We start from the raw sequence: 21,959 nt of genomic DNA, 5'->3' as shown, positions 1-21,959 counted from the left end.
TCACCCCGGATGCCATTGATGAAAGCCCGTCTGGCCTCTCTGTCTTCATCATTCATCATCTGGTCCTTTCCTGAAGTTTCTGAAGAAGGAATTCACGCCCGATCTTCACCCGTGGCTCCCCATCATAGGACACGATGTCCGCCGTGGCGTAGGTCTCCGACCAGCGGTCCGGCAGGAATGAGCCTGTTCCCACAATGTCGATCGGAGCGGAGGCATCATGCATGGCCATGCATTTGGAAATGCCAAAGCCGGACGACACGACAATCTTCACCTTCGGGAACCCTGCCTCATCCAGTGCCTCCCGCATCCGCCAGATGGCGGCGGCGGAAACGCCCGTCCCTACCAGATAACGCAGCTCTTTTTCCGACCGATACCGGCGGATGGTGCCCGGCGTGTTTCGCTCCAGCACCTCATAGGAACGCTGCGGGTCCAGCCCCTCGAGAAAACGGCCGCCATGCGTGTCCAGCCGCACGCTCAGTTCACCCGCTGCTGCCCGATCCGGAAAACGGCGGCAGACTTCCAGCATGTCCGTCACTTCCCGCCCGAAATAATCCACCAGAACGGTCAAGGGTTCATCCGGGAAGCGTTCCACATACATTTCCGCCGCCCGCAGGGTAGAGCCTGCATAACCGATGAACGCATGGGGCATGGTCCCCATCCCCCGCTCCTGCCCGAAGAAACCAGCCGTGGCATGGTTCGCATTGCCGATGAACCCGACGGCTCCTTCCTTCTGCGCAGCCCGTGACCCCACGGCAGCAGCGTAGGCCATCAGCTCCTGCATCTCGCCACCGGCACAATGGCGGGCATCCATCGCCAGAAACGGCACTTCCGGCAGGGCAAGGACCATCTGATAGGCATTATGCGCTGCCACGCAGGCAGCCCCTGTCTTCTGGAGCAGTAATGTCTCCAGCGGAGCCAGAGCAACCAGAGACCCCGTCAGATAGAAAAGCGGATCACCGGCTCCAACCCATGTTCCTTCAGGGTGTACCTCCGTGATCTCGACGGAGAACCCCTGATGACGGGCGACATTCTGCACCCATTGCAGGGCCAGCCCATACGCCGCCACGACAGGGCGGCGCACGAACACGGCATAGGTCACCTGACAGTCACCAAACTGGCTGACAATATCCCGCATCCGCAGGAAATAGGCATCCGTCCGCCCCTCGATCCGGGCCGTATCCAGAGCCTCCTGCGGCGTACGGGCCTGCTCGATGGCTTCATTCCAACGGGTCATACTGTCCTCCTCCGGCAGGGCCGGGCTGATGCGGCGGCTCCCTGGGGGCCGGTGTCTCTCAGCTGTCTTTCAGCGTTTCTCAAAAATGCGCTTCAGCCTGTCCGAAAGCTGGAAAGCGATCTCAAGAGACTGTTCAGCATTCAGCCGGGGATCACAGAAGGTCGTGTAACGGGTCGGCAGGTCGGCATCCGTCAGGCAGCGGGGGCCACCCGTACATTCCGTCACGTCACTGCCCGTCATTTCCAGATGGATACCCCCCGGAATCACCCCGGCCTGCTCGAACACCTCAAGGAAACCCATGATTTCATCCAGAACATGCTCAAACGCACGGGTCTTGTATTTGTTGGATGAGGTCGTGGTGTTGCCATGCATGGGGTCGCAGATCCACGTCACGGTCCGGCCCGTCTTCCGTACGGCATCCAGCAGCGGCGGCAGGAGGTCACGCACCCTGCTGTGGCCCATGCGGGAAATCAGGGTGATGCGCCCGGCCTCATCCTGCGGATTGAGAATTTCCAGCAGCTTCTGGAGGTCCTCAATGGTCGTGGTCGGCCCGACCTTGATGCCGATGGGGTTGGCCACCCCACGCAGGAACTCCACATGCGCACCCTCCGGCTGGCGGGTACGGTCACCAATCCAGAGGAAATGGGCGGACAGGCCGTAATGCTGGCCGGTCGCCTCATCCACACGGGTCAGGGCCTGCTCATAGGGCAGGAGCAGGGCTTCATGAGAGGTATAGAACTCGACCTCATCATATTGCGGCGCATTGTCTTCCAGACCACAGGCCTTCATGAAAGCCAGCGTGTCCTCCACCCGGGAGGCCAGCTGCTCATACCGTTCACCCTGCGGCGAGTTGCGGACGTAATCCAGGTTCCAGCGATGGACCTCATGCAGATTGGCAAAACCGCCCCGTGAATAGGCACGCAGCAGGTTCAGCACACCGGCAGCCTGAAAATAGCCCATCTCCATGCGGGCCGGGTCCGGCCTGCGGGCCTCTGCCGTGAATTCCAGGCTGTTGACATTGTCACCACGATAGCAGGGTAGTTCCACCCCATCCCGTATCTCGACATCAGACGAGCGGGGCTTGGCATACTGCCCGGCCATGCGCCCGATCTTCACGACCGGCACCTTGGCGGAGAAGGTCAGGATGGCAGCCATCTGCAGCAGGACACGGAACGTGTCCCGGATGATGTCCCCGGTGAATTCCCCGAAGCTTTCGGCACAGGGGCCACCCTGAAGGACGAACGTCTCCCCCCGGGATGCCGCCGCCAGCCGTTCCTTCAGGCGGCGGGCTTCCCCACCGAAAACGAGCGGCGGATAGCGATGCAGGCGTTCCTCCACGGCGGCCAGTGCCGCACCATCCTCATAGCTCGGAGCTTGACGGATCGGGTGCGCACGCCAGCTGGCTGGGGACCACGAGGCTGTATCATGCCTGTCTGACTGCTGCATCTTGTTCTCCCTGCGACAGCGGGCGCAGCCCTGTCTTTTTCAGGACCGCCCCGGGATCGCCGTATCTGTAAAATCAGTAACCAATTTTATGACCGAAATACCGCCCGAATGGTAGGGCAGGCCACAAATTATTCAGCCCGTCCCGCGTTGCGCCATGCCCCACTGCCGGAACGGCCTGCCCCTCCCGCCATCTTTCTCACTGAAAAAACTTGATCTTCTCGCCCTGTAAAAGGGTATATGAAGGGAATGAAGCATCCCTAATCTATGCAGGAATTATCACACATGGCTTCGCGCTTTTCTTCATCCCTCAAGCGTCTGACAGCACTGACGGCAGCTCTGGGCCTTGCCTCCCTCGTACCGGCTGCGGCTCCCCATGCCGTGGCACAGACCGTCCATTTCAGCACGCCCTATCAGGACAGCCCCACAACCACCACGACAAAACAGTCAGCCCAGCAGGCACAGAGAAACACGACCAAGGGCGGAGAGCATTTCCATGCCAGAGGTCACCGCCCGCCGCCGCCGGGCTATCAGGATGTCCCGTCCACGGAATTCGAGAACGGGCCGGACCCGGACCACGAAGCCCAGCTGAAGTCCAACCGTGATGCCGTCACGGGCAGCAATCTCGGCAAGTTCGGCAGTTCCTATCAGGATACCAACCCGATTCAGGGTGGCCAGCTGGGTGATGCCACCGGCAATGGCTGGGTCGCCCCCCGTGGCAACGGCTTCTGAGCCAGGCTGACACCAGCGGCCACGGCCCGGAAAAGCTCCCCCCTTTCACGGAAGGGTGGAGCTTTTTTCATGCGGGCAGGAACCCCTCACCCTTCCTGAAGGCGTCTCAGGATGGATACCGCCCGATGCTCGTTCAGGAAGAAATCCCGGCTGGTCTGATATTCAAAATGAATGATCCTGAGTGAGCCGATCCCGGCGGCCAGATCACGCCTGCGGGAAACATTCCTGCTGCCATGAAACGCCTCTTCCAGACGGGCCTGATCCTCCAGGAACTGCTGATGGGTCAGCGGGGCATCCTCCCGGCCATTCTCCGTCAGATGGACGATGTCCCGGACCATATGTTCCCCCGTTGCCAGCGCACAGGCAGGCAGCCGCCCCAGCATGACAAGGTCTTTCACGGTCAGCAGGTTCCGTCCCACTGTCATGACGGACAATGTGCCCCGGATCATGCTGTCAATTTCCTCCTGCGGAATCTTGCCCGCAAAGCGGATGACCTGCTCCATCCGCAGGGTCGTCTCATTGGTCCAGAGCCGCTGGGTCTGGGCACGGCCTTTCAGCGGTTCTTTCAGACGCTGGATTTCCTTCACAAGCTGACGCCGCAGCTGCGCCCATGCCTGCGTGACCGAGAAGGGCAGCACCGTACGGAACACCTGAATCCCGCTCAGCAGGGCCAGAAGCAGCACGAGGGACTGGTTGAACCATGTCACCTCATCCACCCGCCCCTGATTGTCCAGCCCCATGATCCATGGAAAGAAATTGACGTAGGAGGCCGCAATCCCTGCCAGGGACGGCACACGCAGGGCCAGACCGCCAAGAAACATCAGTACGGAAAAAGGCAGGGCAAACACGGCATATTCGGAACTCATGGGCATGATCAGGAAAACCGGAATGATGCTGGCCAGCACCGAGCAGACTGCCCCGTAAAAGAAATATTTGCTGACCAGAATCATGTTGTTCATGATGGCAAAACGGGCACAGACCACACTGAGCAGGCTCATATAGGCCCCGCCATAAGGCCATGCCGTCACATACCAGACGAAAGCTCCGATCAGGATGGCCACCGCCGCCCGGATGGCATTGATGGTGGCCAGCCGTCCGTCAGCCCTGCGCTTCATGCGGTGCCGCTCCGGGGCCGGTATCTTCCGCAGGCCGGCATAGTGGGATTCCACGGCTGAGCGGAAATCAATGAGCATGATCTCCACCCCCACCCCGACAATGCTCTGCTGGAGCGCATCATCGTCATCCCGGGGCAGGCAGCGTTCCAGCTCATCATGATTTTTCTGAAGCATGGCCTCCAGCTTCCCCAGCCCGGCCATGACCTGCCCCATATCCTGCCCGAGCAGGGCGGCGATCTCGTCCAGCTCCCCGGCCACACGCTCCAGCCCGGCCACGAGACGGTCCGGCAGATGCGGGGCCGAAGCCAACCGGGACCGCACCCCCACGCCCCGGGCCAGAACGAATGACACCCGCTCCAGCGTCACATAGGCCCGGTCCGCATCCTCACCCGCATGACGGGAATCAATGCGGACAAACTCCAGCTGATCGTTGAAACTCTGCAACGAGCCAAGAATCCGTGTCATCTGGGCCACGCCCTGCACATCCTGCCGCAGGACAAGCGCAAGAGCCGATGCCGTCTGGCTCAGCAGGGTCGCCATGCGTTTCTCAAGACCGGCACGAGCAGCACGGTCCGCTCCCGGCACGGCCACCATGCCCGCCACCATCTCACACACCACGCCCAGCAGGATGTAGGACCCGCGGGACATGGCGATATAGAAGACCTGATCGGGATGCTCCGCTGCACCGACGGCAATGATGGCCCCCGTATAGCCCGCCAGAACCATCGCATAGCCCCGGAAATTCTCCAGCAGGCAGGCCATGCCCGTACACCAGCCGACCCACCCTGCCAGAAGGACGAAAAAAATCCAAGGAGACTGCGGGGCGAGAGCGATCAGGCTGATCCCCCCGACCATGCCCAGCAGCGTCCCGGCGATGCGCCAGCGTCCCTTGGAAAGGCTCATCCCGCGGGAGTTCTGCGCCACGATCCAGACCGTCATGGCCGCCCACTGGGGCGACCCCATCTCCATCCAGAAGGCAATGGCCAGAGCCACCAGTGAGGCAATGGTCGTCCGCAGGGAGAACAGGACGGCACTCAGAGTGTTCGGCTGCAATTTAAGCCAGCTCATGACCCATCCCGTTCCCCTCCGGCTGTATCAGTGGCGGTCAACCATACGGGTGGGGGACCGCATGGTGACGAACTCCTCCGCCGTGCTGGGATGCAGGGCCACGGTCTGGTCCAGCTGCGTCTTGGTCAGCTTGGCCGTCACGGCAATGGCCAGCATCTGGATGATCTCCGGCGCATCCGGCCCGACCATATGGGCACCCAGCACCACGTCACTGTGACAGTCCACCACCAGCTTCATCAGGATCTTGCCTGCCCGTTTCGGCAGAGTCTGACGCATGGGGGTAAACTGGGAGGTATAGATGGCAAGATCATGGTCCCTGGCCGCCTCTTCCTCGCTCAGCCCCACGACACCCACGGGCGATGAGAAGAAGACCGCTTTCGGCAGGGTCTCGAAGGACCATGTCCGCCCCTGCGGATTGAAGAGCTGCTCGGCCAGCATGTGACCTTCCGCAATGGCGGTGGGGGTCAGGTTATACTGGTCCCTTATGTCCCCGATGGCATAGATGGAGGGCACGTTGGTCCTGCCATCCACTCCGGCCATGACATGACCCTTCTCCATCGCCACGCCTGCGGCCTCCAGCCCCAGCGAATCCACGGCGGCCCGACGGCCCGTCGCCATGATGACGGCATCGACCTCGTAAGACGCTCCATCATCCGTTACCAGACGGACAGCCCTGCCCCCGCCAATATCTTCCAGACGGACCGGCGACGTGCCCGGATGCTGCGTGATGCCATACAGGTCAATCAGCTCCTTGAGATGGGCACGGACCTCTTCATCAAACCCACGCAGCGGCAGGGGCTGGCGGTAGAACAGGTCCACCTGCGACCCCATGCCCGCCAGAATTCCGGCAAATTCCACACCGATATAGCCACTGCCGATGATGGCGACCTTCCGGGGCCGCTCGGGCAGATGGAACAGCTCATCAGAGGTGATGGCCAGCTCAGCCCCCGGAATGTCCAGCCTCACCGGCGTGGACCCTGTAGCCAGCACGATCTTCTTGGCCCGGATGCGCTGGGCCGGAGCCTCCGGAGCCAGAACGGAGGGACCGATCTCCAGCGTGCTGGCATCCAGCAGTCTGGCATCACCCGTGTAAAGGTCGATCCCGGCTTTCTCCAGCATGGAAATGTAAATGCCGTTCAGCCGCTCAATTTCCCTATCCTTGGCCGCGATGAAGCTGTACCAGTCGAAGGAGGACGGACGCTGCACGTCCCAGCCAAAGGCTGGTGCATCCTCAATCATCCGGCCCGTCTCTGCCGCATAGACCATCAGCTTCTTGGGTACGCAGCCCAGATTGACACAGGTCCCGCCCCAGTGCCTGCGTTCGGCAATGCCCACACGGGCACCGTTCTGGGCGGCAATGCGGGCACAGCGCACCCCGCCTGAACCCGCACCAATCACGAAAAGATCATAGTCCTGCATGTCGTCCCTTCCCGCCTGCCACCCCATCCACCAGAGCGGCAGGCCCTGATCCTTGTTTCATCTGATAGCAGAACGGGCAGGCCCGGAAGGCTCAACGATGCGTGAGAGAGATCATCACCCTCACACCGTCCGTTCACACCTCCCGAACCTGCCCGTCCGCCGGGTCCACGATTTTACGGCCCCGGCTTACCGCTCGGCAAAAGCCTTCTCGACCACATAGGAACCCTGACGGCTCATATTGCCTTCCTCAAAGCCACGCTCTTCCAGCAGCTTCTGGGTGTCAGCCAGCATCTCCGGGGAACCGCAGATCATCACACGGTCATGCTCCGGGTCCAGCTCGTCAATGTTCAGGTCACGGAAGATGCGCCCGTTATTGATGAGAGCCGTGATGCGCTCCTGCACGGGGAAGTCTTCACGGGTGACGGCCGGATAGTATTTCAGCTTGGCGGCCACATCCTCGCCAAGGAACTCATGCTTTGGCAGAATGTTCGTGATGTAATCACGATAGGCCAGCTCACCACGCTCACGCACCGTATGGGTGAGAATCACGTTCTCATAACGGTCATAGGCGTCCGGGTCCTTGATAAGGCTCAGGAAGGGGGCAAGACCTGTCCCGGTGGAGAGGAAATACAGGTTGCGGCCCGGCTTCAGATTGTCCAGCAGCAGGGTTCCCACCGGCTTGCGGCCGATCAACACCGTATCACCCACCTTGACGTGACGCAGGCGGGAGGTCAGTGGGCCATTCTCCACGGCAATGGAGAGGAACTCCATCTGATCCTCGTAATTGGCGGAGGCCAGAGAATAGGCACGCAGCAGCGGCTTGCCTTCGACCTCTATGCCGATCATCGCAAACTGGCCGTTGGAGAAACGCAGGCCGGGATCACGAGTCGTGGTGAAGCTGAAAAGACGGTTCGTCCAGTGATGGACCTGCTGGACCGTGGCCGGATAAAGATGGCTATATTCCTTTGTCGGCCCGGCGAGACGGTACTGGCCCTCATGACCTTCAAACGGGACAAGGCCGGTCAGCGGCTCATCAATCACGGGCGTGGGGGCGGATTCAGCGGGGTAAGGCGTGCTCATGATCCGTCTTCATCTCCAGAAATACAAAAGTCACAACATGTTCAGTCAACAGGGTCCAGCATCACCCGTAAACCGGGGAGCCAACCGGCATGACCGACAACATGCCTTTCTTTTACCTGATTGTCACCAGAAACGGGACGTCCTCACCCCTTTTCTCTTGACTTCCCTGCCCTGCGCTCCTGAAAACACCAGCATGACGGACCGTTCCCAGCCCCACGACCCTTCCTCCATCACCCCGGCCTCCCCGGCAGAACGTGCCCTCGAGCAGGCCGAAGCCGCTTTCGGGGCGCATCTGGCCATCACCCCACGGGAGCGTGCCGCCCTGCTGCGGCAGGTCGCCCGCCGGCTGGGAGCCGACAAGACGGAGATCAACGAGGCCGAACTGCTTCATGCGCTCTGTCAGGTCCGCCGCCGCAGCTGGGCCAACGGCATGATGAACCGTGCCCACCGCAATGGTGATGTCTGGGTCCGCAAGGCAGATGTCCTTCTGGCCGCCGAACGCATCAGCGACCCGCTGATTGATGAAGACGGCCAGAGTGCCGTGCTGGAAAGCGTGCTGGAAGAACGCTGGCGGGACATGGCGGACACCCCCCTGCGTGTGCTGGACGACATGCGGGCGGACCTCGCCGATACCGGCACCTTCCTCTCCGGCACGCAGATTGAACGGCTCTCCCACAGCATCGCCCGTGCCTTTGGCGGCGTGGACCTTGGCTTCGAGGATGAAATGATCCTTGAGGAAGAACGCCGGGCACGGGAGCAGGAGGACATCCGGGCCAAAGCCGAAGCCCGCCGGGCACGGGAGCTTCAGAAGATAAAAGACTGGGAAGCCACCCTTGTCAGCTTCGAGAAGGTCCCGGCCCTGCTGCACTGTTCCCGCCGGGAAGCCCTGCGCTGGATTGGTGAAAACCGCATCCCCGTGGCCAAACGGGACATGCAGCCGGACGGGCTGGAAATTTTCCATTTCGACCCCGCAGAGCTGAAAAAATGCCGCCCCCTGCTCAATGGCTGGCGGCGTGGTACGGGTCAGAAAGGTGATGAAAGCTACGATGACAGTCCGGAAGCCCGCAGAGGCAATGCCGCCATCGCCCGGGTGGCCGCACTGGACCGCTTTGCCGCCCATTTCCGCACCGCCCGTGCCCTGAAACGCCGCATCACGCTCGTGACCGGCCCGACCAATTCCGGCAAGTCCCACACGGCACTGGAAGCCCTCGCCCAGGCTGAAAGCGGGCTGGCCCTCGCCCCGCTGCGGCTGCTGGCCCATGAATTCCGGGATGCCATGCTCAGCCGGGGTGTTCCGGCCTCCCTGACGACCGGGGAAGAACGCATCATCGACCCCACGGCCCGCCATCTTGCCGCCACGGTGGAAATGTGCCCTTTCAGCAATCCTGTTGACGTGGCCATCATTGATGAGGCCCAGATGCTCAGCGACCCGGACCGGGGTGCGGCATGGACAGCCGCCATCATGGGCGTTCCGGCACGGCATGTCTTCATCCTCGGCGCAGCGGACTGCATTCCGCTCGTCAGACGCATCGCCGAACTCTGCAACGACCCGGTGGATGAAATCCATCTGGAGCGCAAAAGCCCCCTCCGCCCTGCCGGAACACTGGCCCTGACGGACCTGCGGGCCGGTGATGCCCTCATCGCCTTCTCCCGCCGGGATGTGCTGGACCTCCGGGCCGAGCTGATGGCCCATAACCGCCGTGTTGCCGTCATCTATGGTGCCCTCAGCCCGGAAGTCCGCCGGGCCGAGGCCGCCCGCTTCAACAGGGGGGATGCCGACATTCTCATCGCCACCGATGCCATCGGCATGGGCCTCAACCTCTCCATCCGCAGGGTGGTGTTCAGCACACTGCGCAAATATGACGGACGGCAGACACGCAATCTTGTCTCGCAGGAAGTCAAACAGATCGGCGGGCGTGCGGGCCGCTTCGGCAAACATGAAGAAGGGCTGGTCTGCGTGCTGGAAGGCGCAGGCCGCCCCAGCTTCATCCGTCAGATGCTGGATGCCCCGCCGGAACCCACGCTGGAACTCCGCCCCCTCGTCCAGCCTGATGCCGACATCGTACAGGCCGTGGCGCAGGAAATGGAATCAGACAGCCTTTACGGCGTGCTGACCCGCATCAAGCGGGCCGTCCTCCGCCCGGATGACCCCAATTACCGTCTGGCCGACATGGAACAGGCTCTGGAGATCGCCGCTGCACTGGAAGGTGTGGACGGGCTGGACCTCTCGACCCGCTGGACCTACGCCATGTGCCCGATCAACACACGGGACAACGGGATTCCCCGTCTTGTGGAATGGGCCGCCTTCCATGCCCGTGGGCAGCGCATCTTCCCCCCCGGCACGGGCCGCCTTCCTGCTGCTGCCACTGCCGGACGTGAAGAGCTGGAGCGGGCCGAGAAACGCCATCGCCGCCTTGTCACATGGCGGTGGCTGGCCATGCGCTTCCCGAAACATTATCCGGAACTCGTCGTTGCCGAGCGGAACGCTACCATTCTGGATGAATGGATCGAGCAGGTCCTCCGTACCCAGAGCCGTATGCGTGAATCCTCTCGCCGCCATCAGAGCAGCCGGACCGGTCCTTCCAGACCGCCAGAAGACCACAGCTATCATAAGAAGATACCGCACGGCAGAAAGGCTGGTGGCTTCAGCAAGAAAAAGCCCCACAACAGACGCAAGAAAGACTGAACCACTACAAAAAAAGGGCGTACCATATGATGGCACGCCCGCCCCATTTCAGGTCCGTTTATCAGCCTCAGCGGCTTGGAATGGTAACCATGGCTCCCTTGGCCGATGCCGTCTCGGCAATGGCATGAATAAACTGGAGCATAGAAAATGCCAACTTGCTGGCTAAATCATCCTTAGAAATCCAGTACCATGAACCTTCATACTCAACAGACGTATAAGCCTGCTCATTGCTAGGCCTCGCCGGACTACAATGAATAATGATGGCAGGCTGAGGCTCATTTGGCCCACGCACCACAGAGGGAGCGGTGATGCCTTTATCTACCATTTTCTTTGGCACTTCCATCGTGCTGGCAACATCTTCCCAGATCGCCAGCATGGAGCGTGTCACCATCGCCACCTGACCCGGATGATCCGCTGTCCGACCATAAATAACCTCGGCTTGGTCACATCCAGGAGGAAGCTGCAGAGCTTGCCGCACCTGCCCCTGAAGCTCAACAATCTCAGGCGCACTGCTGTGTGGCAACAGAATAAAAGTCCGTTCCGGCTGGGCCGGCTGTGTCTTGGTGGCTGCCGTTGGTGCAATACTGCGGATACTCAGCGCATTACCCGCCTGCAGTTTACGCAGCGCACGGAGTAAATAGGTGAAACGGATGGAAGCTTCCTTGCCTTCTGTCCCTGCAATCGTACTGGTCGTATTACTGGCCGGACCAATGGACTGCATCGTCATCTGCAATAGCGTATCAATCGGCAAACCGCTAGAGATCAACGGCAGAAGCGTCTGCGGAGAAATAGGACGCAAAATATTAACGGAAAACTGCATGCCGGACACGGGCTGATATGTCACCGTAGGGCTGTCACTATAGGAGTAACCCAGCGAACCACCTACCGTACCACCTGCTCCTTGGATCCAAGGCGTACCACTAATGTTGGCACTGGAACTGGTCTCTGCCGTATAGGCCGAAATAATCTGTGTCGGCTCAATCAACGTCGGTGACAACGAGTACCGGAGCTGCACGATGTTGAAAAGCATCTCCTGATTCTGCTGCCGACTCATCTCTTTTTCGTAATCCAGCCGGTCCCGCCTCATGTTATGCGGCCCAACAGAAGACGAACAAGAGGATAAAACCAGCATGCTAACAGCAAACAGACACCCCAGAGAACGTAGCAACATCATGATTTATCCCGAAAAAGTAGCGCAGGCCAAAACTCTCATACTTCTACGCATATATAGCTGCCAAACAGTCTATCACACGTGATAGGTAATGACCAGCAAGAATCTATGGAATGCTTTCCTCCTCGTTAACAGCGATGCCGAACTTTACAAAGAATACTATTCAAATCAAAATAACAGTCAGGCCTCCCATGTAAGGACGTAAGACGTCCGGTACGATGATGCTGCCATCCTCCTGCTGATACATTTCCATCAGGGCAATCATCACCCGTCCCACGGCAAGGCCGGACCCGTTCAGCGTGTGCACGAAAACGGTCGTCTTCTCCCGGCGCATCCGGGCATTCATGCGGCGGGCCTGGAAATCCCGTGTATTGGAGCAGGAAGACACTTCACGCCATGCCTTCTGCCCCGGCAGCCAGGCTTCCAGATCATACGTTTTTGCGGCACCGAAGCCCGTATCACCAGCACAGAGCAGCACCCGGCGGAAGGGCAGGCCCAGCCGCTCCAGCACCGTTTCCGCCGCACGGGTCATGCGCTCATGCTCGGCCTCACTCTCTTCCGGAGCCACAACGGAGACAAGCTCGCATTTGGTGAACTGATGCTGGCGCAGCATCCCCCGCACGTCCCGTCCGGCAGACCCGGCCTCGGAGCGGAAACAAGTGGAGAGTGTCGTCATGCGCCGGGGCAGGCTTTCAGCAGGCAGGATGTCACCCATGACGGAGGCTGTCAGCGGCACTTCACCAGTCGGGATGAGCCAGCGGTCATCATCCGTATGGAAGGAATCCTCAGCGAATTTTGGCAGCTTGTCCGTGCCATACATGGATGCATCATTGACCAGCAGAGGAACCGTCACTTCCTCATAGCCGAACTCACCCGTATGGGTATCCAGCATGAACTGCCCCAGTGCCCGTTCCAGCCGGGCCAGAACGCCCCGCAGCATCACGAAGCGGGACCCGGCAATTTTGCCCGCCGCTGCAAAATCCATCAGCCCCAGAGCTTCTCCCAGCTCGAAATGCTGCTTCGCCTCGAAAGGAAAGGACGGCACCTCACCACGCTGATGCACGACCACATTGTCGTTTTCATCCCTGCCATCCGGCACGCTAGCATCCAGCTGGTTCGGTAGACGCTGGAGGACATCATCAATGCGCTTCTGAATCTCGTTGGCACGGGCTTCCAGCGTGGCGATCCGGTCACGCAGGGCGACCCCACGGGCCTCAATCTCCGTCGTATCCTCCCCATTGCGCTTGGCCTGACCGATCTCCTTTGCCAGCCCTTTCCGCCGCGCCTGTGCCTCCTGCAATTCGGCCAGGGCGGCACGACGCTGCTCATCCTCTTTCACGAGGGATTCCGCCACGGCAGGCAGGCCACGGCGGGCCAGTGCAGCATCAAAAGCGGCAGGATCTGCACGTAGGGCTTTGAGGTCATGCATGGGTCAGTATACTCCGCCTGGTTTCTGGAACTGTTGAGGTCTGTCTATACCAGTTTCGCCTGTCGGGGAATGTCCGCCTCAGGCAGCGTCCCGCTGGTCAGGCAGGGTCCCGTCATCATCTGCCGTAATGGGTTTCGGCTCCACCATGCGGGCGGCAAGAATGGAAATCTCGTACAGCCCGATCAGCGGAATGGCCAGCCCCAGCATGGTGATGGCATCCGGCGGCGCAATGACCGCCGCAATGGCAAAAGCTCCGACATAGGCATAACGGCGTATGCGCCGCAGCAGGGCCGTACCCACCAGCCCGGCCCGCACCAGAAGGGTCAGCACCACGGGCAGCTCGAAGCAGATGCCAAAGGCCATGATCATCTTGGTGACGAGATTCAGATATTCCGAAACACGGGCCTGAAGTTCAATGCCCATCTGGTTCTCACCCCCCATCTGCTGGAAGGACAGGAAGAACTTCCACGCAAAAGGAAAGACCAGATAATAGGCCAGTGCCGCCCCGGCCAGAAAGAGCAGCGGCGTGGCGATCAGGAACGGCGCAAAGGCCTTCTTTTCATTCCTGTACAGACCCGGCGCAATGAATATCCACGCCTGAATGGCCATCATGGGAAAGGACAGAAAGAACGCCCCGAACACGGCCACCCGCACATAGGTGAAGAAAGCCTCATACAGGGCCGTATAGATCAGGTGAGGCTGCTCGCCCTTCTGCCGCATGATGCTTGCCAGCGGGGCCGCCAGAAAGCGGTATATCTCACCGGAAAAATGGTAGCAGAGGAGAAAGGCCACCACGAACGTGGCCAGAGACCAGATGAGCCGCCGCCGCAGCTCGATCAGATGGTCGAGCAGTGGCATGGGCGTGTCACCCGCAACGTGCCGCCCCTGCGTCTGGGCCGTGTCGCCTTCCGCCGCCTGATGGGGAGGGGACTCCTGCTGCTCCGTCGTCCGTACCGTCTCGCTGGATGTCTCAGGCTGGGCCATGCTGCGGTTCTCCTTTCACGCCCTCGGAGGGCCGGGTTTCCGTCAGAATGGCCATCCGCCGACCATTATGCAGGGCAATCTCCGGCGGAAGGCAAGCCGGACGATGCCAGTAACGGGATTCCTCCATCAGCCTCAGGGCCGTCGTGGGGGGCAGTATGGCCGGAGCACGCTCCAGTGCTTCGGCCTGTGCCTGCATCCGGGCATTGTAGGGCTGGGCATGGGTACGGCGGCTCTCCAGCTCCTCACTGCCCGGCGGGGGGGGAGGCGGTGGAGGTGCCGGCGTTGCGGGAAGACCGTCCGGCCCGCCAAAATCCATCTGCCTGTCCAGCGAACGGTCAGGATCGATTGCCTTGCGGAGCTGTTCCCGTGGGCTAAACTGCCTGATTTCCCGCAGCTGGTCCCTCGCCTCACTGAGGTCCGCCTCCTTAACCATCTCATCAATATGCTGCTGGAATTCCGCCCCCATTCGGCGGATGGCCTTTATGGCCTTCGAGAGGGTCCGCATGGCCACGGGCAGGTCCTTGGGGCCGATGCAGACAAGAGCAACGATCACCAGAAGGGCAATTTCTGTCCAGCTCAGGTCAAACATTGGCGGGCATCTCCCCTCATGAAGGCTGTATGGTGTCTTCTAGCCCAGTTACCTCTTCATCGGAAGAAGACTCAAAAAGCAATTCCTCCCGACGGGGCAGGTCTCCAAGGCTTTCCAGCCCGAAGAGCCGTAGGAACTGCGGGGTCGTGCCCCAGAGTACAGGACGGCCCGGTACCTCCTTGCGCCCTTTTGGAGTAATCAGCCCTTCCTCCAGCAACGTATCCAGGATGCTCTGCCCCAGCCGGACACCACGGATCGTCTCGATCTCCACACGGGTGCAGGGCTGGTGATAGGCAACAATGGCCAGAGCCTCCAGCGTCCCCTGGCTCAGCCGCCGGGGCCGTTCGATCACCCGTGCCAGGGCCGGGCCGAACATGGCCCTTGTCCGCAGCTGCCAGCCGCCCGAAATGGCCTGAAGCTCCACCGCATGGCCCTCATACCGCCGGGCCAGACCATCCAGCACCGCACCGGGATTCTCGGCCTGTCTTTCCAGCCCCTGCTCCCGCAGCAGCCCCACGATGCTGCTGGCCGTTACCGGGCCGGCACTGGCAAACAGCAGGGCCTCCACAAGGCTGACGGCCCTGGCGGATTCATCCTGCCCTTCCATGTCTGGCGGAAGTTCCTGAAAGGCTGGTCCTGTCTCACTCATGCCCGGTTTCTTCCCTTTCCCGCCATTCAATGTCTCCAAATACTCTTTCCTGCCGCAACTCAAGCTGCCCGCCACGGGCCATTTCCAGACCGGCCATCAGGGCACCCGCCAGAGCCGCACGCCTCTCCAGCACGCCACCTTCCATCAGTTCCGGCAGGACGGCCCTGAGGGACTGCCAGCCCGCCACACGCCGGCTCCCCAGCAGCCGGGCCAGAGCCGCACGGGCCTGCTGGGCACTCCAGTAACGTGTCACACGGGGCGAATAGGTCCGCCTGCGCCCTTCCCGCCGCCTCGCCGCCAGATAGGCCAGCACCAGAGCCGAAACATCCCCCTTCAGGGGCGCCATCTCGATACGTGTATGATTCTCCGGTTCGGGACGGGCAAAGACATCCCGCCCCAGCCGGGGCTGCTCCTCCAGCCAGGCTGCCGCCCGATGCATGCTCTCAAGGTCGATCAGCCGCTCATGCAGCTGGTCGGCTGCATCCCCCGCCTCGTCATCCTGTTCGGCCGAGGGCAGAAGAAGGCGGGATTTCAGCCAGGCCAGCCAGGCCGCCATGACCAGCCAGTCCGCTGCGATCTCCAGCCGGAGGACCTCCGCCCCCTGCCGGGCACGTTCCACAACCTCCAGATACTGCTCGCTCAGCTGAAGAATGGATATCTGGCGGAGGTCCACCTTCTGGGACCGTGCAAGGTCCAGCAAAAAGTCCAACGGACCTTCAAACCCTTCCAGCACAAGATGCAATGCGTCATTCACGGGCTGACATCATCCGCTTTCAATTTGCTGCTACGGCGCAGGCCTGTGCCTGGGCATGAAGCCGAACACAGAGCTGACGGGCAGCGGCTCTGTCCGCAAAACTGCCAACACGCAGCCGGACAAAGACCTTCCCGTCCCGTTCCACCTTCTGATAGACCGGCTCGTAAGCCCCCAGAAGGTCAGGCAGCCTGTGCCGCAGGCGGCTCCATTCCTGGCGGGCCAGTTCTTCATTCGGCAGGGCAGCGAGCTGCACCTCATAACGCCCCGCCGAACCGGATTCACTGCTCTTCTTCCGAGTCATTTCGAGTGGAGCAGGTAGAGCTGTCGGTGGCGGCAGGGTCCGAGTATAGGACTTTGCCTCTTCCTCATCCATATCGACCAATGGAGAAGCCGCAACCAGCTTATGCCCGCCAGATGCCTCAGGCGCTTTCTCAGCCTCACTGGATTCCGTCGGGGTTTTCGGCTCTTCCTGCTTCTGCACGGGTGGAAGAGGTTCAGCTTCCACAGCACCATCCTTCTCCTTCGAAACGGTCGCTCCCTCCGTCACGCCCCCCGTGTCAGGAGAAGCCTTCTGCTCAGAGGCCGGACTGCTTTCGACAGACGGCGTGCCTGCCGGGGCGGCCGCAGGAGACGCGGCTTTCTGGCCCTCTCCAGCGGATGATCCCGCTTCAGCACCATGCTGCTGCTCCATGCGACGGGCCAGAAGCCCCGCATCCGGCTGTTCCGGCGGGGGAGCCAGATGCACGGCCCCTTTTCCCGTCACATCACTTTTAGTCGTGTCATCCCCCATGACCATCATGCCGCCCGGGTCTTCCGGACGATCCTTCACGGGGTAAGGCGGTGGCCCGATGACAGGCACACCCGCCGGATGATGCGTCACCACCCAGCTCCATACCCCACCGACCACGAGCAGGAGAGCAGCCCCCGCCACGCCAAGCAGCATCAGCCCCCGTGTGCCGGACTGCGACCCCATGAACGAGGCCAGAAAACCCGGCCTTGCGGCGTATCCGTGACTCTCCCGGGCGGCCATCCGGCCAAGGGGTCTGCGGCCTTCTCCCCCCAGCCGTTCCCCGAGATGGGGCGGTGATACGTTGCTGTTACGGTAATCGTCCGGCGTGGACATGGCTCAGCGCAGCTCCTCTACGGCCTCGACACCCAGAATGCCCAGGCCGGTCCGCAATGTTGAGGCAATGGCTGCCACGAGGGCAAGCCGTGCCCTGCTGGCCTCCGGCGCATCATCCTGGATGAAGCGCAGACTGGTTTCCTCCCGTCCCCGGTTCCAGAGCGCATGGAAGTCGGAGGCCAGATCGATGCAGTATGTGGCGATGCGGTGCGGCTCCCGGGCAAGGGCCGCCGCCTCGATCTGCCGTGGCAGACTGGCAATGCGGCGCAGAACGGCCAGTTCCTCATCTGCCGTCAGAATGGAGAGGTCCTGCCCGGCAAGAGCCTCTTCCGTCACGACGGCGGCACCATAGGTCTCTTCCCCCAGCCGCAGGACGGACCGGCAGCGTGCATGAGCATAATTGACATAGAAAACCGGGTTGTCCCGGGTCTGCGCCACGACGGCGTTCAGGTCGAACTCCATCTGGGCATCGGCCTTGCGGGTCAGCATGGTGAAGCGCACGGCATCACGACCGACCTCATCAATCAGGTCCCGCAGCGTGACGAAGGTTCCAGCCCGTTTGGACATGCGCACCGGCTCACCATCCTTCACCACACGGACGATCTGGCACATGACGACTTCAAAATCCGTCCTGCCCTCCGTCAGGGCCGCAACGGCAGCCCTCATGCGGGAGACATACCCGCCATGATCTGCCCCCAGAACGTCAATCAGCAGATCGGACCGGGACGCCTTGCGGGCATGATAGCCGACATCATTGGCGAAATAGGTGTTGGAGCCATCTGACTTCCGCAGGGCACGGTCCTGATCGTCCCCGAACTCTGTGGAACGGAACAGCGTCTGCGGGCGGGCTTCCCAGTCTTCCAGCTTCTTGCCCTTGGGCGATTCCAGCACGCCTTCATAGAGCAGGCCACGCTTCTCGAGGCTGGCAATGGCGGCATCCACCTCACCGCTTTTCAGCACCTCGGCTTCACTGCTGAAAATCTCATGATGAATGCCCAGTGCGGCAAGGTCATCACGGATCATGCCCATCATGTGCTCAAGAGCTTCCGCACGGACCGTCTCGAACCATGTCTCTGCCGGGGCCACGCCACCCTCGGCAGAGGCAAGGGAGCGGCCATGCTTTTCGGCCAGTGCCTGCCCGACAGCGATGAGATACTCACCCTGATATTGCAGGCCGCTCGGTGCCAGCTCTCCGAATTCTTCAGCCGGAATGTCCGTGCCGATGGCCTGAAGGTAACGCCAGTACGCCGCCCATGTCAGGGCAATGACCTGTGCCCCGGCATCATTGACGTAATATTCCCGTATCACCTCAAAGCCTGCGGCCTCCAGCAGGTTCGCCAGCGCATCCCCCACAACGGCACCACGACAGTGACCGACATGCATCGGACCGGTCGGGTTGGCGGACACATATTCCACATTGGCACGCCGCCCCGCCCCGAGAGTGGAACGCCCATAGGCAGCACCACGCTTCAGCACGGCCTTTGCAACATCGTGGAACAGTTCCGGCTTCAGCGTCATGTTCACGAAGCCCGGGCCAGCCATTTCCACATGGGCGATTTCCGGCAGGGCAGCCAGTTCTGCAACCAGCTCCCTGGCGATCTCGAACGGCTTGCGCTTTGCAGGTTTGGCAGCCAGAAGGGCCGCATTGGTGGCCATGTCCCCATGAGCCGCATCACGGGGGGGCGTGACTTCCACACGGGCGGCAACATCATCAGGCAGGTCCGGCAGAACAGCCCTGAGGGCTGTCACCACCTTCTCCCGCATGACGGCGAAAAGACAATCCGGGGATGATGCTGTCGGGGCAATGCCTGCCATATTCTGTAACTTTCTCTTCAAACCTGTCAGAAGGCCCACCGGGCCATGATCCGATACATGACAGGCTCTCAGGGTGCCTGTCATCCTTGCTGTGCCCCACTATAAAAGCCGCCGCCTCTTTTTGAAACAGGCCAGCCGCCACTCACCCTTCAGGGAAGAACCGTGTTCCGGCCGGGTTACCCCAGAATGGACAGGTCCATCAGCCGGCGATGCTCTTCCATGGCAAACCGGTCCGTCATTCCGGCGATATAGTCAGCCACGACACGGCGGGCTGCCTCCTCGTTGCCTGCACGCCGCCGCTCCAGTGCCATTTCCTGCCAGGGGGTGGGCAGGAGCTCCGGCTCATTTCCCAGGATGGTGCATATCTCGGCCAGGGCGATACGGGCCTTGCGGGTCATCCGCCGCACACGCCAGTGGCGGTACATCCGGGCATGAAGGAATTTCCGGATTTCCATGTTCCGCTCCGCCATTTCGGGAGAGAACTCCACGACGGCACGGCCCGCACGGCGCACGTCATCGACACTCTGCGGGTTCAGCTCATCCAGAAGGCGGCGGCTCTGCGCAATCAGGTCACTGACCAGCCGGTTGATGACCCGGCGCACGGTTTCATGCCGGATGCGCTGGTCCCGATCAAATGTCCCATGACCGGACCAGTCCAGAGACCGGGCCTCATCCAGACAGGCCTTCAGCAGGGGGACGCCTTCAATATCCTCAAAATGAAGCAGACCGGCACGGAGGCCGTCATCAAGATCATGCCCGTGATAGGCCACATCATCGCATATGGCGGCGATCTGGGCCTCCACGGAAGCATGGCTGGACAGCTCCATCGGATAGCGTTCATCAAAACCAGCCAGCCACGGCGCAGGACGCCGGACAGGCCCGTGATGCTTGGCCAGCCCTTCCAGCGTTTCCCATGTCAGGTTGAGGCCATCGAACCCGTGATAGCGGGCTTCAATCTCCGTGACCTGCCGCAGGGACTGGATGTTGTGGTCAAACCCGCCCCAGTCCTTCATGGCGGCCTGCATGGCATCCTCACCCGCATGGCCGAAAGGTGTATGGCCGAGATCATGCGCCAGAGCGATGACTTCCGTCAGGTCTTCATTGACGCCCAGCGTACGGGCGATGGAACGGGAAATCTGGGCGACTTCCAGAGAATGGGTCAGGCGTGTCCGGAAGAAATCGCCCTCATGATTGAGGAAAACCTGCGTCTTGTACTGCAGCTGCCGGAAGCCCGCAGAATGCAGCACCCGGTCCCTGTCCCGCTGCCACGGCGTGCGGGTCCGGCTTTCTTCCTCCACAAACTGCCGCCCACGGGCAGACTGAAGCTGTACTGCGTATCTGGCCATTTCCATCGTCCGTCCCCATATCCATGCGGGCCGCATGAAGCATACAGCCTTTCAGCTTTTGATTCTTGGCGGCCAGCCTTGTAGTGTCAACAGCATCTCCACCATTCCGGCCGTAATGGTGTGAGCGTTCATGATGATGTGGAGCGAATTTTCCATGGCCGATTTTGACATTTCAGCAGCGGCAGCTGCCCGTATTGCAGAGATCATCAGCCAGCAGTCCGACCCGGACGGCATGGCCCTGCGTGTGGCTGTTCTTGCAGGGGGATGCAACGGGTTCCAGTATCAGTTCAAGCTGGTACGGGAGAAACAGGATGACGACCATCTGATCGAGAAGGACGGTGCCCGCGTGTTCATCGACACGGTAAGTTTCGACCTTCTGGAAGGGGCCGAGCTGGATTTTGTCGACAAGCTGATGGGTGCCCATTTCACCATCAACAACCCCAATGCCGCCTCATCCTGCGGCTGTGGCAGCAGCTTCTCGCTCGCCTGATCTGTCCTTCTTCCCGGAGACCCTGCGCCCCATGCCCCTGACCTTTGCCAGCTGGAACATCAACTCCATCCGCACCCGTGCCCATCTGGTAAAAGACTGGCTGGACCGCAACCCGGACTGCACCCTGCTGTGCCTTCAGGAAATCAAATGCGAGACGGAAAAATTCCCGAAGCTTTTTGAGGAAGCCGGATTTCACGTCGCCGTGGCAGGGCAGAAGACCTATAACGGTGTGACCCTCATCAGCCGTGTGCCGCTGACCGTCACGACCGATCATCTGCCAGGTTTCGAAAGTGACGAAGCCCGCTACATCGAGGCAGAGCTGGATGACGTCACCATCGGCAATCTCTACCTGCCCAATGGCAATTCAGGAGGCGAGGCCGGTTTTGCCAAGAAACTGAACTTCCTTGACGCCCTTCATCAGCGATCCCTGAAGTTGCAGAAGGAAGAACGCTCCTTCGCCTTCATCGGGGATTACAATGTCTGCCCGACGGATGAGGATTACGCCCCCAAGGCCCTGTCTCCTGATGATGCACTGCTCCGCCCGGAGAGCCGTGCGGGGTTCCGCCGTCTTCTCTGGTCCGGCCTGACAGATGCGCTGCGCTGCCTGCACCCTACGGGGCGGCATTACACGTTCTGGGACTATCAGGCAGGAGCCTATCAGCGCAATTCCGGCCTGCGGATTGACCACGCCCTGCTCTCCCCCCGCCTCGCCGATCGCCTGACCAGTTTCATCATCGACAGAGATGAACGGGGCCGGGAGAAGCCATCCGACCATGTACCGGTGGTGGTCACTCTTTCCTAGAACTGCGCTTTCACCATCTTCCGGAACAGG

Annotated in this window: 18 protein-coding genes; 4 read left to right on the top strand and 14 right to left on the bottom strand. The window is 61.1% G+C overall.

Translation table 11 applies throughout. The features are described 5' to 3' along the window. Positions 1–55 precede the first annotated feature (55 nt). Positions 56–1,234 (bottom strand): beta/alpha barrel domain-containing protein, encoded by a 1,179-nt coding sequence (locus NQF87_RS00435; protein ID WP_407651973.1) that lies wholly within the window; start codon positions 1,232–1,234, stop codon positions 56–58. A 69-nt stretch (positions 1,235–1,303) separates the two neighbouring features. Continuing rightward, positions 1,304–2,680 (bottom strand): class II 3-deoxy-7-phosphoheptulonate synthase, encoded by a 1,377-nt coding sequence (locus NQF87_RS00430; RefSeq protein WP_266126465.1) that lies wholly within the window; start codon positions 2,678–2,680, stop codon positions 1,304–1,306. 282 nt (positions 2,681–2,962) lie between these two features. Here NQF87_RS00430 and NQF87_RS00425 point away from each other — a divergent pair, with 282 nt between their 5' ends. Beyond that, positions 2,963–3,409, top strand: coding sequence for a hypothetical protein (locus NQF87_RS00425; protein WP_266126464.1), 447 nt, complete (start codon positions 2,963–2,965; stop codon positions 3,407–3,409). An 86-nt stretch (positions 3,410–3,495) separates the two neighbouring features. On the opposite strand, the gene NQF87_RS00420 is transcribed toward NQF87_RS00425, so the two are convergent. From NQF87_RS00420 to NQF87_RS00410, 3 genes are all read right to left on the bottom strand, one after another. Continuing rightward, complete coding sequence (locus tag NQF87_RS00420) at positions 3,496–5,592, bottom strand: FUSC family protein (RefSeq protein WP_266126463.1); 2,097 nt, start codon at positions 5,590–5,592, stop codon at positions 3,496–3,498. Positions 5,593–5,619: 27 nt separating this feature from the next. Further along, on the bottom strand, positions 5,620–7,011 hold the full coding sequence (gorA, locus tag NQF87_RS00415) for a glutathione-disulfide reductase (protein ID WP_266126462.1): 1,392 nt from the start codon (positions 7,009–7,011) through the stop codon (positions 5,620–5,622). Between the two features lie 186 nt (positions 7,012–7,197). Beyond that, positions 7,198–8,091 carry a ferredoxin--NADP reductase gene (locus tag NQF87_RS00410; protein WP_266126461.1) on the bottom strand — a complete coding sequence of 298 codons (894 nt, stop codon included), beginning with the start codon at positions 8,089–8,091 and terminating at the stop codon, positions 7,198–7,200. 193 nt (positions 8,092–8,284) lie between these two features. Here NQF87_RS00410 and NQF87_RS00405 point away from each other — a divergent pair, with 193 nt between their 5' ends. After that, positions 8,285–10,777: a helicase-related protein gene (locus NQF87_RS00405; protein ID WP_266126460.1), complete on the top strand. Its 2,493-nt coding sequence runs from the start codon at positions 8,285–8,287 to the stop codon at positions 10,775–10,777. A gap of 67 nt (positions 10,778–10,844) precedes the next feature. On the opposite strand, the gene NQF87_RS00400 is transcribed toward NQF87_RS00405, so the two are convergent. The 9 genes from NQF87_RS00400 to NQF87_RS00360 all read right to left on the bottom strand — a co-directional run bounded on the left by NQF87_RS00400 (position 10,845) and on the right by NQF87_RS00360 (position 20,643). After that, on the bottom strand, positions 10,845–11,951 hold the full coding sequence (locus NQF87_RS00400; protein WP_266126459.1) for a hypothetical protein: 1,107 nt from the start codon (positions 11,949–11,951) through the stop codon (positions 10,845–10,847). A gap of 160 nt (positions 11,952–12,111) precedes the next feature. Beyond that, the gene (gene serS / locus NQF87_RS00395) at positions 12,112–13,377 is read right to left on the bottom strand and encodes a serine--tRNA ligase (RefSeq protein WP_266126458.1); all 1,266 of its coding nucleotides are present in this window, start codon (positions 13,375–13,377) and stop codon (positions 12,112–12,114) included. A 78-nt stretch (positions 13,378–13,455) separates the two neighbouring features. Beyond that, the gene (gene tatC, locus NQF87_RS00390) at positions 13,456–14,235 is read right to left on the bottom strand and encodes a twin-arginine translocase subunit TatC (RefSeq protein WP_266127013.1); all 780 of its coding nucleotides are present in this window, start codon (positions 14,233–14,235) and stop codon (positions 13,456–13,458) included. 112 nt (positions 14,236–14,347) lie between these two features. Next, positions 14,348–14,950 carry a Sec-independent protein translocase protein TatB gene (gene tatB, locus NQF87_RS00385; protein ID WP_266126457.1) on the bottom strand — a complete coding sequence of 201 codons (603 nt, stop codon included), beginning with the start codon at positions 14,948–14,950 and terminating at the stop codon, positions 14,348–14,350. 16 nt (positions 14,951–14,966) lie between these two features. Further along, on the bottom strand, positions 14,967–15,599 hold the full coding sequence (scpB, locus tag NQF87_RS00380) for an SMC-Scp complex subunit ScpB (protein WP_266126456.1): 633 nt from the start codon (positions 15,597–15,599) through the stop codon (positions 14,967–14,969). Continuing rightward, complete coding sequence (locus NQF87_RS00375) at positions 15,592–16,353, bottom strand: segregation and condensation protein A (protein ID WP_266126455.1); 762 nt, start codon at positions 16,351–16,353, stop codon at positions 15,592–15,594. Before NQF87_RS00375 ends, scpB begins: the two co-directional genes overlap by 8 nt. A gap of 19 nt (positions 16,354–16,372) precedes the next feature. Then, positions 16,373–17,476, bottom strand: a complete 1,104-nt coding sequence (locus NQF87_RS00370; RefSeq protein ID WP_266126454.1) for an SPOR domain-containing protein — start codon at positions 17,474–17,476, stop codon at positions 16,373–16,375. A gap of 3 nt (positions 17,477–17,479) precedes the next feature. Then, the gene (gene argS / locus NQF87_RS00365; RefSeq protein WP_407651972.1) at positions 17,480–19,291 is read right to left on the bottom strand and encodes an arginine--tRNA ligase; all 1,812 of its coding nucleotides are present in this window, start codon (positions 19,289–19,291) and stop codon (positions 17,480–17,482) included. A 176-nt stretch (positions 19,292–19,467) separates the two neighbouring features. Beyond that, positions 19,468–20,643 carry a deoxyguanosinetriphosphate triphosphohydrolase gene (locus NQF87_RS00360; RefSeq protein WP_266127011.1) on the bottom strand — a complete coding sequence of 392 codons (1,176 nt, stop codon included), beginning with the start codon at positions 20,641–20,643 and terminating at the stop codon, positions 19,468–19,470. A 148-nt stretch (positions 20,644–20,791) separates the two neighbouring features. Between NQF87_RS00360 and erpA the strand changes: the two genes are divergently transcribed. Then, positions 20,792–21,127, top strand: a complete 336-nt coding sequence (gene erpA / locus NQF87_RS00355) for an iron-sulfur cluster insertion protein ErpA (protein ID WP_266126453.1) — start codon at positions 20,792–20,794, stop codon at positions 21,125–21,127. Positions 21,128–21,158: 31 nt separating this feature from the next. Further along, positions 21,159–21,929: an exodeoxyribonuclease III gene (gene xth, locus NQF87_RS00350; RefSeq protein ID WP_266127010.1), complete on the top strand. Its 771-nt coding sequence runs from the start codon at positions 21,159–21,161 to the stop codon at positions 21,927–21,929. Positions 21,930–21,959 lie beyond the last annotated feature (30 nt).

The sequence above is a fragment of the Bombella dulcis genome, assembly GCF_026385505.1.
Classification (GTDB): Bacteria; Pseudomonadota; Alphaproteobacteria; order Acetobacterales; family Acetobacteraceae; genus Bombella; species Bombella dulcis.
The sequence above is the reverse complement of the archived record's forward strand: the minus strand, read 5'-3'. Positions and strand labels throughout refer to the sequence as shown.

Coding starts and splice junctions, on each gene's coding strand:
- scpB (WP_266126456.1), bottom strand. CDS start 15,599: ATGAGTGAGACAGGACCAGCCTTTCAGGAACTTCCGCCAGACATGGAA.
- NQF87_RS00410 (WP_266126461.1), bottom strand. CDS start 8,091: ATGAGCACGCCTTACCCCGCTGAATCCGCCCCCACGCCCGTGATTGAT.
- NQF87_RS00360 (WP_266127011.1), bottom strand. CDS start 20,643: ATGGAAATGGCCAGATACGCAGTACAGCTTCAGTCTGCCCGTGGGCGG.
- gorA (WP_266126462.1), bottom strand. CDS start 7,011: ATGCAGGACTATGATCTTTTCGTGATTGGTGCGGGTTCAGGCGGGGTG.
- tatB (WP_266126457.1), bottom strand. CDS start 14,950: ATGTTTGACCTGAGCTGGACAGAAATTGCCCTTCTGGTGATCGTTGCT.
- NQF87_RS00400 (WP_266126459.1), bottom strand. CDS start 11,951: ATGATGTTGCTACGTTCTCTGGGGTGTCTGTTTGCTGTTAGCATGCTG.
- NQF87_RS00405 (WP_266126460.1), top strand. CDS start 8,285: ATGACGGACCGTTCCCAGCCCCACGACCCTTCCTCCATCACCCCGGCC.
- NQF87_RS00370 (WP_266126454.1), bottom strand. CDS start 17,476: ATGTCCACGCCGGACGATTACCGTAACAGCAACGTATCACCGCCCCAT.
- NQF87_RS00425 (WP_266126464.1), top strand. CDS start 2,963: ATGGCTTCGCGCTTTTCTTCATCCCTCAAGCGTCTGACAGCACTGACG.
- erpA (WP_266126453.1), top strand. CDS start 20,792: ATGGCCGATTTTGACATTTCAGCAGCGGCAGCTGCCCGTATTGCAGAG.
- serS (WP_266126458.1), bottom strand. CDS start 13,377: ATGCATGACCTCAAAGCCCTACGTGCAGATCCTGCCGCTTTTGATGCT.
- tatC (WP_266127013.1), bottom strand. CDS start 14,235: ATGCCACTGCTCGACCATCTGATCGAGCTGCGGCGGCGGCTCATCTGG.
- NQF87_RS00435 (WP_407651973.1), bottom strand. CDS start 1,234: ATGACCCGTTGGAATGAAGCCATCGAGCAGGCCCGTACGCCGCAGGAG.
- NQF87_RS00430 (WP_266126465.1), bottom strand. CDS start 2,680: ATGCAGCAGTCAGACAGGCATGATACAGCCTCGTGGTCCCCAGCCAGC.
- argS (WP_407651972.1), bottom strand. CDS start 19,291: ATGGCAGGCATTGCCCCGACAGCATCATCCCCGGATTGTCTTTTCGCC.
- xth (WP_266127010.1), top strand. CDS start 21,159: ATGCCCCTGACCTTTGCCAGCTGGAACATCAACTCCATCCGCACCCGT.
- NQF87_RS00420 (WP_266126463.1), bottom strand. CDS start 5,592: ATGAGCTGGCTTAAATTGCAGCCGAACACTCTGAGTGCCGTCCTGTTC.